This window comes from Streptomyces sp. NPDC005878, assembly GCF_040629815.1.
Lineage (GTDB): Bacteria > Actinomycetota > Actinomycetes > Streptomycetales > Streptomycetaceae > Streptomyces.
Genome location: NZ_JBEXWK010000012.1, coordinates 76229 through 89943, shown reverse-complemented (window position 1 = coordinate 89943; position 13715 = coordinate 76229). Strand labels below are relative to the sequence as shown.

Annotated in this window: 10 protein-coding genes; all 10 read right to left on the bottom strand. The window is 73.3% G+C overall.

Annotated features, from left to right (window positions below; translation table 11 throughout):
* Window positions 1-62 precede the first annotated feature (62 nt).
* Complete coding sequence (locus ABZ404_RS19630) at window positions 63-1379, bottom strand: PP2C family serine/threonine-protein phosphatase (protein WP_358836510.1); 1317 nt, start codon at window positions 1377-1379, stop codon at window positions 63-65.
* A gap of 3 nt (window positions 1380-1382) precedes the next feature.
* On the bottom strand, window positions 1383-4049 hold the full coding sequence (locus ABZ404_RS19625; protein ID WP_358990624.1) for a tetratricopeptide repeat protein: 2667 nt from the start codon (window positions 4047-4049) through the stop codon (window positions 1383-1385).
* A gap of 50 nt (window positions 4050-4099) precedes the next feature.
* Complete coding sequence (locus tag ABZ404_RS19620) at window positions 4100-5428, bottom strand: hypothetical protein (protein ID WP_358831487.1); 1329 nt, start codon at window positions 5426-5428, stop codon at window positions 4100-4102.
* 58 nt (window positions 5429-5486) lie between these two features.
* Complete coding sequence (locus ABZ404_RS19615; RefSeq protein WP_358831486.1) at window positions 5487-6464, bottom strand: glutamate ABC transporter substrate-binding protein; 978 nt, start codon at window positions 6462-6464, stop codon at window positions 5487-5489.
* A gap of 61 nt (window positions 6465-6525) precedes the next feature.
* A complete protein-coding gene (locus tag ABZ404_RS19610; RefSeq protein ID WP_358990604.1) occupies window positions 6526-7938 on the bottom strand; it encodes a hypothetical protein in 1413 nt (470 codons plus the stop codon).
* A gap of 279 nt (window positions 7939-8217) precedes the next feature.
* Window positions 8218-9204: a BadF/BadG/BcrA/BcrD ATPase family protein gene (locus tag ABZ404_RS19605; protein WP_358831484.1), complete on the bottom strand. Its 987-nt coding sequence runs from the start codon at window positions 9202-9204 to the stop codon at window positions 8218-8220.
* Complete coding sequence (locus ABZ404_RS19600; RefSeq protein WP_358831483.1) at window positions 9195-10460, bottom strand: 6-phospho-beta-glucosidase; 1266 nt, start codon at window positions 10458-10460, stop codon at window positions 9195-9197. The genes ABZ404_RS19605 and ABZ404_RS19600 overlap by 10 nt, the downstream gene beginning before the upstream one ends.
* Before the next feature lie 4 nt (window positions 10461-10464).
* Entirely contained in the window at window positions 10465-11355 is an 891-nt protein-coding gene (locus ABZ404_RS19595; protein WP_358831482.1) for a carbohydrate ABC transporter permease, read from the bottom strand.
* Between the two features lie 3 nt (window positions 11356-11358).
* On the bottom strand, window positions 11359-12300 hold the full coding sequence (locus ABZ404_RS19590) for a sugar ABC transporter permease (protein WP_358831481.1): 942 nt from the start codon (window positions 12298-12300) through the stop codon (window positions 11359-11361).
* Window positions 12301-12331: 31 nt separating this feature from the next.
* Window positions 12332-13678, bottom strand: coding sequence for an ABC transporter substrate-binding protein (locus ABZ404_RS19585; protein ID WP_358831480.1), 1347 nt, complete (start codon window positions 13676-13678; stop codon window positions 12332-12334).
* Window positions 13679-13715: the final 37 nt, after the last annotated feature.

Sequence of the window (13715 nt, the reverse complement as noted above, 5' to 3'; positions counted from 1 at the left end):
GGGGCTCCTTGAGGCTCGCGGGCCTGAAGAGACGAGAATGCGGGGAAAACAGGTGGCACGGCCTAGTTGTAGGCGGATCCTGCCCCGGGCCGGGGGACCGCGAACGGCACCACGGCCACTGTTACGTTGTCGTGGCCCCCGCCGTCCAGGGCGTGGCCGACCAGCACCTGGGCGCTGTGCAGCGGCCGTTCGGCGGCGTCCGCCGGCACGGCGCCGGCCATCTCCTCGGCGCCCTCCGCGTAGTTCCACAGCCCGTCGGTGCAGACCACGACCACGCCGGAGCGGTCCGGCTTGAACGCGGCGGTGTGCGGCTCCAGTTCGTAGGCGTCGGCGCCGAGCCAGCCCGTGATGGCGTGTGCCCGCTCGTCCGCGTACGCGTCGGCCTCGCTCATCAGGCCCGCCGCCACCATCTGCGCGGCCCAGGAGTCGTCCTCGGTGAGCCGGGCGGGCGGGGTCGTACGGTCGTCGGGCACCCAGTAGGCGCGGCTGTCGCCGACCCAGCCGACCACCAGGAGGCCGCCCGCGGCGATGGCGCCGACCAGGGTGCAGGCCGGGGCGTTCTGGTGGCGCTGCGGGTCGTGGTCGGGCGCCGGAGCCAGCGGGCCGGCCAGGGAGTTGACCGCCTCGGCCGCGGCCACGATCGCCTCGTGCATGGCCTGCTGGGGGTGCGTGCCCTGGGGCAGCGCCTGGAGCAGCGACTCGTTGGCGCGGGCCGCCGCGGCCGCCGAGGCCTCGTCGGGGCGGGTCGCGGAGGAGACGCCGTCGCAGACGATCGCGACCACGGCGGGCGAGCCGTCGGGCAGCGCGGTGGTGGACACCGCGAACGCGTCCTCGTTGCGGTGGTGGCGCAGGCCCCGGTCGCTGACCGCCGCCACCGGGCCGAGCTCCTGCTCCATGTGGTCGCGCTCGCGCGGCTGGGCGTGGCCGCAGTTCTCGCAGTACCCGTCGTCGTCGACCCGCCCGGCCCGGCAGGCCACACAGACCTTCAGGGGCGTGCTGACGTGGGTGGCCCGGCCCCCGAGGGCGGAGGGGTCGGCCGCGCGGGGGTCGGGCGCCTGGAGCGGGTACTCCGCGGCCTCGGCCGCGCCGCCGGGCTCGTCGTGCCGTGCGGGACCGGGCAGCGGGGAGCCGCCCGAGTCGGTGCCGGGCAGATCGGTGGGCAGGTGCACCGCGGCCGCCGCCGGGCCCTCCGCGGCGCGGGCGGCCGGCCATGCCTCACCCGCCACGGGGGTGCCCAGGACCACCGTCGGGCTGTCCACCGCGGCCGCGGGCACGGCCGACAGGTCGTACCCGCAGGCCCCGCAGTACCGGTCGCCCGACTCCAGCGGCTCGTGGCAGCCGGGGCACGTCCCGGTTGCCGGCCGGTGCATCTGCGCCATCAATCACACCCACGTCCGGGGGCGGAAGCGGTTGGCCCGCTCCACCAGTTCGATCCGCTCCTCGCCGCTGCCGGCGAGCCGGGCGAGCACCCGGTACGAACGCTCCAGGCCGAACCGCAGGCCTCGTTCGTCCAGCTCGCTGCCCAGCAGTATGGCCCCGCCGCCCGGGCCGTCGCCGGGCCGCCCGCCCTCACCGGGGCTGCCCCGGCTTCCGGAGAGTACCCAGTCGAGCGCGGTGCCGAGGACCTCGGCGGCCAGCCGCTCGCGGCGCACCGCGTCCAGACCGAGGTGCTGGAGCGCCTCCACCTGGTCCGCCGCGGCCCGCAGATCGGCCGGCAGGGCGTCGCCCGGGTCGCGCCGGCGCAGCCTCGCCCGCACGGCGGCGACCCGGGCCGCCGTGTAGTGGATCGAGGCCTCCGGCACCGACTCCAGGGTGGCCACGGCCGCCTCGCGCTCCCCGGCGGCCAGCTGCACCCGGGCCAGGCCGAACGCGGCACTGACGTAACCGGGGTCCGTCGTCCACACCAGCCGGTAGTACTCGGCGGCGTTGTCGAGCTGGCCCAGCACCTCCGCGCACACGCCGAGAGCCAGCTTGGGCGTCGGCTCGCCCGGGAACGCGTCGTAGACGGCGTCGAAGGAGAGCGCGGCGTTCTCGTGGTCGCCGGAGACCAGCGAGGCCACGCCCCGGTACCACACCACCCGCCAGTCGTCGGGGTGGTCGGCCTCCAGGGACTCAAGGCCCCGGGCCGCGGAGAGGAGTTCGCCGAGGTCGAGCCGGGCGCGCAGCTCGCGCAGCCGCTTCTCCACCGAGTCGGCGGGCGCGGTGCGCAGCGCGGCGATGAGTTCGGCGGGCGCGGCGCCCATCAGACCGGCCAGGAAACCGGCGTTGGGGTCGCCCGGGTCCACGTGCGGCACCGGCAGCGCCAGCGCGGTGGCGGGCGCGTCGAGGGGCCGCAGATAGCCGTCGCCGTCGGCTCTCCCGCCGTACGGGGCGGGGGCGCCGCCGGCGCGGGGCGTGGGGACGAGGGCGGTGTGCGCGGGCGCGCCGCCCGGCACCGCGGCGCCCGTGCCGGGGGCGGGGTGCGGCGCGGCGGTGACGGTGGGCCCGGCCACGGCGACGGGCACCGCGCCCCCGCCCGTGTGGACCACGGCGGAGGGGGCGCCGGGCGCGGGTGAGCCGTTCGCGGCGGAGCGCGCCGCGCGTCTGCGTGTCCACCGGCTCTCGGGCACGGGCCGGGCCCCGAGCGCCGACACGTCACCGGTGAGCTCCGCGAACAACGTCGTGTCGGTGACCCGCAGTTCGGTGCCGAACAGGGTGGACAGGGCGGGGCGCGGCCGGCCGGTCTGGAGCGCCACGACCTCCCGCAGCACCCCGGTCAGCTGCTCGGCCATCTCCTGCGCGGAGGCGAACCGGCGCGCGGGGTCGGGGTCGGTGGCCCGGACGAGGAACCGGTAGAACGACTCGTACGTACGGAAGACCTCGATGTGGTCGGGGTCCGGCAGGCTGTCCGCGAAGACGTTGGTGTAGCCCTGGAAGTCGAAGGTGAGCACCGCCAGCGTGCGCGCGACCGTGTACAGGTCGGAGGCGACCGAGGGGCCCGCCTCGGCGACCTCGGGGGCCTGGTAGCCGACCGTGCCGTAGATGGCCGACTCGTCGTCGTCCATCCGGCGCACCGCGCCCATGTCGATGAGCTTGAGCTGGTCCTCGGTCTGGATGGCGTTGTCGACCTTGAAGTCGCAGTAGAGCAGGTTGCGGCTGTGCAGATGACCGAGCGCCTCCAGCGCCTCGATCCCGTACGCGCAGGCCTGTTCGACGGGGAGCGGGTCGCGCTTGCCGTCCGGGCCGCGCCGCTCGTTGGCGATCTCCTTGAGCGACTTGCCGCCCACGTACTCCATGACGATGTAGCCGTCCATGGAGCCGGTGCGCTGGTCGAGGTGCTCCACGAAGTTGTAGATGCGCACGATGTTGGAGTGCTCGATCTCGGCGAGGAAGCGGCGCTCGGAGATCGCGGCCGCCATCGCGTCCTGGTCGCCGGTGTCGAGCAGGCCCTTGAGGACCACCCAGCGGTCGGAGACCGCGCGGTCCACGGCGAGGTAGACCCAGCCGAGGCCGCCGTGCGCCAGACAGCCCGCCACCTCGTACTGGCCGTGCACGATGTCGCCCTGGTGCAGCTTGGGGACGAACGAGTACGGGTGGCCGCACTTGGTGCAGAAGCCCTCGGTGCGCCCGGGCCGCTCCCCACGCGAGCGGCCGACCGGCGCCCCGCAGTCCGCACGCGAGCAGAAACGCTTCCGCTCGGGGACCTCCGGGTGCTCCATCACGGCCGTCGCCGGATTGGGGCGCGGCACGCCCGGCACGGTCACCAGACCGGCCCCGAGCCTGCTGCGGCCGGAGGTGCCGGTCGCCGGGCCCGAGCTGCGCACCGAGACCGAGCGCGCGCTGCCCGCCCCCGTCAGCGAGCGCGACAGGCGGCCCGAGACCGACCGCCGGGAGGTGGCGGAGCGCGAGGAGCGGGAGGAGGCGGAGGAGCGCCCGGAGCGGGCGGAGGAGGAGCCGCTGCCCTTGCGGGCGCCCGCGGTGATCCCCGTCGGGGCCGGCGCGATGGCGCCGCTCAGCGACACCACCGGCGCCAGGCCGCAGGTGTCGCAGTACAGCTCGCCGCCGCCCATGTCCTCGTAGGAGCCCTCGCAGCCGGGGCGCTGGCACTGCTTCTGGTCGCTCACGATTCCCCCCTCTGGTCGACGGGGCCCGGCTGTCCGGCAACCAGCGCCTCCGCCGCCGCCTGCTGGTACCGGAGCACCGCCTGCTCGGCGACGCGCAGGTCGCAGGGCGCGGACCACAGCATCCGGCGCGCCGCGTCGTACCGTTCCATGAGCAGCGGGTCCTCGGCCAGGCCGTGCCGGGCGACCTTCGCCTTGTACGCGTCGAGCCGGCCGCGCAGCTCCGCGCGGACCGCCAGCGGCGCGGTGACGGCCGTCAGGGACTCCCGCGCGCGCAGCAGTTCGTCCTCCGCCTCGCGCTCCAGGGACTCCAGGAGCGGGGAGAGCCGGTGCCACTGGGCGTGTCTGCGGTACTCGGCGGCGGCCACCAGGCGCTCCTGGAGCCGGGTCGGCGGGCCGCTCACCGCGGGCACCTCGGACGCGGCGATCTTCGCCAGCACCTCGCCGCGCGCCGCCCGCGCCTCGGTGAGCGTGCGGTCCGCCCGGGAGAGCACGTCCCGCAGCCGCACCAGCCGCATCTCGGCGTCCTGACGGACCGTCAGCACGGCGTCGATCTCCCGGCGTACGTCGTCCAGGGCGCGGGCGGCCCGGTCGTAGCGCTCGGTGTCCGGGCGGCCGCCGCCGGGGGCGGAGCTGCCCGGCGCGGGTAGCCAGAACGCCAGCGGGTCCGACACCACCTGCGCCCGCAGCGATACCAGCTCCTCGGTGATCGACTCCAGGTCGTCGCCGGCCGGATGCTCCCCTGGGCGCACGCCCACCGAGTGGGCCAGGCTCCGGGTGCGGTGCAGCTCCGCCGCCAGGAGGTCTATCCGGGCGGGCAGCGCCGACCACACCGCGTCGGCGGCCACGACCAGGTCGAGCGAGCGCGCGTACAGCTCGTTCATCCGGTTGACCAGCTGCTCCAGGGTGAACCGCTCGGCCAGCCGGGCGGGGCCGGCCGGCGCGGCGGCCTGGGAGGCGGCGCCCGCGACGGTCACCGACTCGCCGCGCAGCCGCTCGGTCAGCTCCACCAGGTCCTCGCGGGAGGGCCAGCGGCGCCGCTCGCGCAGCTCACGGGCGTCGTCCAGGGCCGCCTTGTAGGCGTCGAAGTACGCCCACAGCACGGTGATCGACTGCTCGGCCGTCGCCCAGCGCTCCCGGGTGACCCCGGTCAGTTCGGCGCCCTCCAGCAGGCGTCTTCCCGCGTGGTCCTGGAGGGCGAGCAGCGAGGTCTCGATGGCCTCGTGCTCGGCGTCGAGCCGGGTCAGCGCGCGGTCCACCTCGTCCCGGTCGAGCACCGGCCGGACGGGCCTCCCCGAGGAGGAGCCGGGGAAGGATCCCGCGCCCATCGATCACCTCTCTGCTCTGCGTGTCTGTGCGGTCGTGCCGGGCGGGTCAAGCCGGGCGCTAGGAACGGTACTTGGGCTCGGGCGGGCCCGTTATCCCGGGCAGGTCGGCGGCGAGCCAGTCGCGGTAGGCCTTCATCCACGGGCTGTTGTCGCCGCCGCTGCGGTAGTCCACCAGGACGTGGTTGATCCGGCGGACCAGATCGGTGTTCTCCAGCTTGGTCGCCACCCCGTAGTACTCCTTGGTGAACGGGTCGCCCTTGAGCTGGACCGCCGGGTCCTGGGCGGCCTGGCTGGCGGCGAGCGCGCTGTCGGTGACCACCGCGTCGGCCTGGCCGAGCTGGAGGCGCACCAGGCAGTCCAGCTGGCTGGGCACGGTCAGGTCCTTGTAGACGGCCCCGTACGACTCCTTCTCCAGCGCGTCGAACGCGGTCGAGCCGGCCGCCACGCAGACCTTCTTGCCCTTCAGCGTGGCGTTGTAGCCGGTGATCGCCGACTCCTTGGGGGCGAGCACCTGCTGGCCCGCCTGGAAGTACGCGGAGGAGAAGGCGACCTGGCCGATCCGCTTGCAGTTGATGGTCATCGTCCGCACGACCACGTCGACCTGGTCGTTCTGGAGGGCCGGGATGCGCCGGCTGGTGGGGATGGCGCGGTAGACGACCGCGTCCGGGTCGCCCAGGATGTCCTTGGCGATCGCCCGCACCAGCTCGATGTCGAACCCTTCGAGCTTTCCGTTCGCCGGGTTGCGGTACCCCCAGCGGAAGCTGTTCTGGTCGACGCCCGCCACCAGCTTGCCGGCCTTCTTGATCTTCTCGATGCTCGGTCCGCCGGCGTCCGAGGCCGGCAGGCTCGCCTCCGGGTCGGTGCAGGTGTCGGCCTTGGCCTGGACGCCCCGCCCCACACCGGGGCCGCCGGTCCGCGCGGTGTCCGCGCCCGTCTCGTGCCGCGAGAGCGGGACCAGCAGGGACGCGGCGGCGGCGCAGGCGAGCGCCATCCCGCCGACGCCGCCCCACCCGCGGAGCCTGCCGTACCGGTTCATCGCGCCTCCTCCCAGGGCCGTCGCGCCTCTCGGGCCGGTGTTTCCCTGAATCCCACGGTGCTCACCTGTACTCCGCGAGCCTGCGGCTGACGCCGACGCCCGCCGCCGCCGCGCCCAGCACCGCCAGCACCGCGGCGCCCAGCGGAAGCCCGGTCAGCGCGCCCCTGCCGTCGGAGGCGGCCCGGGTGAACTCGCGCTGCTCGTGCCCGATCGCCTTCTCCAGGGCCGCGTCGACCCGGTCGAAGGACTGGCCGGTGGAGCCGGACGCGCCGATGACCTGCTCCAGGGCGCCTTCGTAGTCGCCGTCGGTGTCGGTCCGGTGCGCCTGGTCGTGCCGCTGCCGCCACTCGGTGACACTGCCGCGCGCCTCCTCGACCGGGGTGCGCCCCGCGCTGTCGTCGGCGAGATCCCCGGCCGAGCCGAGCTGGTCCACGAGCTCTTTCATCTCCGCCTTGTAGTCCGCGTCGTACTTGTCCTCCTTGCCGTCCTCGGTCAGGACGGCCCCGCGCGCCACCAGCGTCAGGTTCTCGTTGGCGCGGGCCTGGAGGGAGTTGATCCGGGCGTCGTTGAGCACCTTCAGCGACTCCTGGCCGTGGGTACGCGAGTCCGACAGGTCCGCGGCGGCCACCGCGTGCCCGGCGACCAGCCACAGCAGGACGACCGCCGAGGCCGCGGTGCCCGCGAGCAGCCCGTGGTTGAGGACCCGGTTGGTGCGCCGGTAGGTGCGCCGCTGGGCCCAGAACAGGGCGCCCAGCGCCACCGCGCCCACGGCCAGCGCCGCGTACGGCCAGGTCTCGGCCTGGTCGTAGTCGTCGTAGAGGCGGCCGGTCTCCGCCTCGTAGAGGTCCTGGGCGGCGGGCAGCAGGTGCTTGGTCATCTGCTCGTTCGCGTACCGCAGATAGGCGCCGCCGACCGGGAAGCCCTGGCGGTTGTTGGCGCGGGCCTGCTCGATCAGGCCGTTGTAGACCGGCAGTTGCTCGTTGAGCGAGGCGATCGCGCGCCCGGAGTCGGAGGCGCCGGTGGTGTTGGCCGCGGCCTTCACCAGCAGGCGGGAGGCGGTCGCGATGTCCGCCTCGTACCGCACGCGGACGGCGCGGGGCTCCTTGGCGCCCGCCAGGAAGCCACTGGCGGCCGCGGTGTCCGCGTCCGCCAGCGAGCGGTAGATGGAGGCCGCGTCGGCGCTCAGCGGCTGGCTGCGGCTCACCACGTCGTCGGCGGCGGCCGCCCGGTCGGTGACCTGCCAGGCCGTCACCGCGCCGAACGCCACCACCAGCAGCGCGACCACCGTGCCGATGATCCACAGCCGCCCCGGCTCGGTCGTCGCGGCGGCGCGCACCCGCTCCCGGGCCGTCGCCCAGCCGCCCCGGCGGGCCGCGGGCGCGGGCCGGGCCCCCGTGACAGGCGCGGCCGGCGGTGCCGGATCCGGCGCCGCCACGGGTGTCCGTGGTGCCTGTGTGCTCGGCGGGTGTGCCACTTGACCTCCCCCTGGGTCACCGAGTGCCTGGCCAGCAGTATGGACGCAGGGACCGACCACCACACAAGGGTTGACCTGATCTTGTTACCCGCTTGCTCCGCCCCGGCCCCCGATGCCTCCCCACCATGTATACGCCGCAGGCCGCGGATCGGTTCCCGTCGGTGCGACCGGAAGCGACGGCACCGCTTGCGCGTCCGCGCGCACCACCCCCGCCCCTGAGCGCACGCCCCCCGCCGCGCCCGCGCGCCGGCCGTCCGGAAGGGCGCCGCCGGCCCGTCCTCACGCCCCCGGGTACTGCCCGCGCAGCCGCTCGAACACCTCCGCCGAGGCCCCCACCTCGTCCAGCCCGAGCAGCCCCGCCCCCAGCACCGGCGAGGCCGCCACCACCAGCGGGACCGCCTTGGGTGCCCGCGCGGCGAGCAAGGTGACGACCCCGTCGTCCAGTTGGGGATGGCGGGCCGCCAGCACGCTGCCGCCGAGCAGGACCGGTGTCTCCTCGTCGAGCAGGTCCAGGCGCTCCAGGGCGACCACGGCCAGCGCCACGATCTCCTCGGCCTGACGGTCCACCAGCGACCGGGCCACCGGGTCCCCGTCCGCCGCCACCGCGAAGAGCACCGGCGCCAGTTCGTGGCGGCGGGCGGGCGCCACGTGCTCCAGATGGAGCGCCTCGATCAGCGCGTACACGGACTCCAGACCGAAGTGCTCCGGCAGCGCCCGGGCCAGCGCGGTCGGTGCGCCCCGCCCGTCCTCGGCGCGCGCGGCGAACCACAGGGCCTCGTCGGCCAGGCCGCCGCCCCCGCCCCAGTCCCCGGAGATCTTGCCGAGCGCGGGGAAGCGGGCGGTGCGGCCGTCCGGGGTCATACCGACGCAGTTGATCCCCGCCCCGCACACCACCGCGACCCCGCGCGGCTCGGCGCCGCGGGGCAGTCCGGCCCGCAGGATCGCGAAGGTGTCGTTGTAGACCCTGACCGTGCCGCCCCAGCCGCGGGCGGCCAGCGCCCGGGCCAACTGGCGCTCCTCCACGGGCAGGTCGGCGTTGGCCAGGCACGCCGAGACGTGGTCGACCGCGGCCGGTCCGGTGTTCCCCGCCGCCGCCCAGGCCCGGTCCACCGCGTCCGCCAGCGCGTCCACCGCCGTCCGGACCCCCACGGCCGGCGGGCGGAAGCCGCCGCCCCGGGCGGTCCCCAGGACCGTGCCGTCGGGGCCGATCAGGGCGACGTCGGTCTTGCTGTTGCCGGCGTCGATCGCCAGCACGCTCATGCCCACGCGAGGTGCTCCCGGTTGTGCGCGATCAGCCGGTCGGTGAGGCCGTCCGCCAGCGCGTACTGGCCGACCAGCGGATGGGCGAGCAGCGCCCGGAACACCCGCTCGCGCCCCCCGCGCAACGCCGCCTCCAGGGCCAGGTCCTCGTACGCCGTGACGTGCGCGATCAGCCCCGCGTACAGCGGGTCGAGCTCCGGCACCGCCAGGGGCACCGGGCCGTCCGCGTCCACCCGCGCCTGCACCTCGATCACCGCGTCGTCGGGGAGGAAGGGCAGGGTGCCGTTGTTGCGGGCGTTGACCACCTGCACCGGGCTGCCGCCGTTGCCGAGCAGGGAGGCGGCCAGGTCCACGGCCGCCTCCGAGTAGAAGGCGCCGCCGCGCCGGGCCAGCAGCTCCGGCTTCTCGTCGAGCGCCGGGTCCCCGTACATCGTCAGCAACTGCCGTTCCATCTCGGCGACCTCGGACGCCCGGGACGGCTTGGTGCCCAGCTCCCGTACGACCTCGTCGTGGGCGTAGTAGTAGCGCAGATAGTACGAGGGGACGACGCCGAGCCGGTCCAGGGCCCGCCGGGGCAGGCGCAGGTCGTCCGCCACCGCGTCCCCGTGCTCGGCGAGCAGCTTGGGCAGCACGTTCTCCCCGTCGGGGCCGCCAAGACGCACCCCCAGCTCCCAGGTGAGGTGGTTCAGGCCCACGTGGTCCAGGTGGACCTGGCCGGGCGTGACGCCGAGCAGCGCGGCGAACTTGCGCTGGAAGCCGATGGCCACGTTGCAGAGCCCGACCGCCTTGTGGCCGGCCTGGAGCAGCGCGCGCGTGACGATGCCCACCGGGTTGGTGAAGTCGATGATCCAGGCGTCCGGGTTGGCGCGCCGCACCCGCTCGGCGATGTCCAGGACCACCGGGACGGTCCGCAGCGCCTTGGCGAGTCCGCCTGCCCCGGTCGTCTCCTGGCCCACGCAGCCGCACTCCAGGGGCCAGGTCTCGTCCTGCTCGCGGGCGGCCTGGCCGCCGACGCGCAGCTGGAGCAGGACCGCGTCGGCGCCCTCGACGCCCGCGTCCAGGTCGGAGGTGGTGGTGATGGTGCCCGGGTGGCCCTGCCGGGCGAAGATGCGCCGGGCGAGGCCGCCGACCAGCTCAAGGCGGCCGGCCGCCGGGTCGACCAGGACCAGCTCCTCGATGGGCAGAGTGTCCCGCAACCGGGCGAATCCGTCGATGAGTTCGGGGGTGTAGGTCGATCCTCCGCCGACCACGGTGAGCTTCATTTCTCTAGCCCTTCACTCCGGTGAGCGTGACACCCTCGACGAACGCCTTCTGCGCGAAGAAGAACACGAGGATCACGGGGGCCATGACCAGCACGGTCGCGGCCATGGTCAGGTTCCAGTCGGTGTGGTGCGCGCCCTTGAAGGACTCCAGGCCGTAACTGAGCGTCCAGGCGCCGGGGTTCTCCGAGGCGTAGATCTGCGGCCCGAAGTAGTCGTTCCAGGCGTAGAAGAACTGGAAGAGCGCGACGGCGGCGATGCCGGGCTTCGCCATCGGCAGCACGACCCGCAGCAGGGTCCGCAGCTCTCCGCAGCCGTCGACCTTGGCCGCGTCCAGGTACTCGTCCGGGATGGTCATCAGGAACTGCCGCAGCAGGAAGATGGAGAACGCGTCGCCGAACGCCATGGGGACGATCAGCGGCCACAGCGTGCCGGAGAGGTCGAGCTGCTTCGCCCAGAACAGGTACATCGGGATGATGATCACCTGGGGCGGCAGCATCATCATCGAGATGACCAGCATCATCGACAGATTGCGGCCGCGGAAGCGGAACTTGGCGAGGGCGTAGGCGACGGGCACCGAGGACACCACGGTCAGGACGGTGCCGAGTCCCGCGTAGACCAGGGTGTTGCGCCACCAGGTCAGGAAACCCGGGGTGTTCCACACCTTCCTGTAGTTGGACCACTGCCAGTGGTCGGGGACCAGGTCGCGGGTGAGCGTCTGCTGGTTGTCCATCAGCGAGGTGAGCACGATGAAGACGAACGGCAGCACGAAGAAGAGGGCCGCCGCGATCCCGAGGGCGTGCACCCCGATCCAGTGCAGGAGCGCCTTGCGGCGGGCCGTACGGGCCGCCGGGGTCGTCGCCACGGGCGCGTCGAGTGGGTACGTCAGGTCGGCCATCGGCTAGTCACCTGCCTGGATCAGTCCGCCGCGGCGCCGCATGAGCAGGGCGGTGAAGGCCATGGAGAGGGCGAAGAGGACCAGGGCGACCACACAGGCGGAGCCGTAGTCGAAGCGCTGGAAACCGAGGTTGTACACCAGCTGGGGAAGGGTCAGCGTCGACTGGTCCGGGTATCCGGGCTCGAACGGCTGACCGGAGCTGCCGATGATCCCCGAGGCGACCTTTCCGGCCACCAGCGGCTGGGTGTAGTACTGCATGGTCTGGATGATCCCGGTGACCACCGCGAACATCACGATGGGCGAGATGTTCGGCAGCGTCACGAACCGGAACCGCTGCCAGGCCGAGGCCCCGTCCAGCTCGGCCGCCTCGTACTGCTCCCTCGGCACGTCCAGCAGCGCGGCCATGAAGATCACCATCAGGTCGCCGACGCCCCACACCGCCAGCATGGTCAGCGCCGGCTTGGACCAGGTGGGGTCGGTGAACCAGGCCGGAGCCGGGACGCCGAGGTCGGACAGGACCGAGTTGACCGGTCCCGTACCGGGGTTGAGCAGGAAGACGAAGGCGAGCGTGGCGGCGACGGGCGGGGCGAGGTAGGGCAGGTAGAACAGCGTCCTGAAGACCCCGGTGCCCGTCTTGATCCTGGTGATGAGCAGCCCGATGCCGAGCCCGAAGACGACCCGGCAGGCCACCATGACCACCACCAGCCACAGCGTGTTGCGCAGCGCGGGCCAGAACAGCGGGTAGTCGTGGAAGACGTACGACCAGTTCTCGATCCCGTTGAAGGTGGGGTCGGCGAAGCCGTCGTAGTGGGTGAAGGAGAAGTAGACGGTGGAGATCAGCGGGTAGGCGAAGAAGACGCCGAAACCGATCAGCCAGGGGGACATGAAGGCGGCCGTCCGCAGGGCCGCCCGGCGGCGCTTGGCGCGCAGGGTGTACGTGGTCATGGAGTGCTCCGCGGCGCTCGTCGGACCCGGCCTACTTGGCCTGGTCGATCGCCGTGTCGATCTCCTTGGCGGTCTTCTCCAGACCGGCCCTGATGTCGCTCTGCCTGCCCTTCTCCACGTCGTAGCCGAGGTTCTGGATCGACACCAGGTACTGGCCGCCGTTGACCGAGGCCGGGCTGGTCGTGGAGGCCGGGTTCTGCGCGATGTCCAGGAACGTCTTGAAGCGCGGGTCGTACTTCAGGTGCGGCGACTTGAGCGCCGCCGTCGTGGAGGGCACGTTGTGGATGGCGTTGGCGAAGTTCACCACCGCCTCGGTGTCGGTGGTCATGTACTTCACCAGCTCCCAGGCGGCGTTCTGCTTGCCGGAGGTGGCGGCGATCCCGGCGATGGTGCCGGTGATGTACCCCTTGCCGTAAGTGGCGGCCTGGTCGTCCGGCACGGGCAGCGGGGCGACCCCGATCTCGAACGCCGGCTTGGCGTCCTCGGCCATCCCCAGCCGCCACTCGCCGTCCATCTGCATGGCGACCTGCCCCAGGTGGAAGGGGTGCTTGGCGCCGAACTCGTCACCGAAGCCCGAGCGGAACCTCTCCAGCTTCTGGAACCCGCCCAGGTCTTCCACCAGTTGCCTCTGGAAGGCGAGCCCCTGGGCGAAGGCCGGGTCCTTGGCGATGTTCGACCTGCCGCTGGAGTCGAAGTACGTGGGCGACCACTGCGCGATGTAGTGCTCGGTCGTCGACTCGTAGCCGTGGTAGTCGGGCATGAACCCGAGCTGCTCGTACGAGTCCCCCTTGGCCTTCGTCAGCTTCTTGGCGTCGGCGGCGAACTCGCTCCACGTCCTGGGGGGCGTGGTGATCCCGGCGGCCTTGAAGGCGTCCTTGTTGTAGTACAGCGCGTAGGCGTCGCCGAGCAGCGGGAGCGTGCACCGCTTGCCCTCGAACTGCGTGTACTCGTTCATCGCCTTCGGGAAGGTCTTCGCGGGGTCGATCCCGTCCTTCTTCAGGAAGGGCGCGAGGTCGACGAAGGCGCGGGAGGAGCAGAACTTGCCGACGTTGTTGGTGCTGAAGGAGGAGACCACGTCCGGGGCGTTCGAACCGCCCGCGCGCAGCGCTTGGTTGATCTTGTCGTCGTTGATGTTGCCGACGACCTTCACATGGATGTTGGGGTGCGCCTTCTGGAAGGCGTCCACGTTGGCCTGGATCGCCTTGACCTCCTCGGGCGCGCTCCACCCGTGCCAGAAGGTGATCGTCGTCTCCTTGGAGGCGTCGTCCTCGGCGGAGGAGGAGCTCTGGCCCGTACAGGCGGAGGCGAACAGGGCGATGGAGGCGGTCACGGCGAGGGCGGCGGCCGACTTCCGGCGGCTCGGGCTGTTTCCGGACATGGCGAAGTCTCCCGGGGCAGGGGCTGGGGCTGGGGCT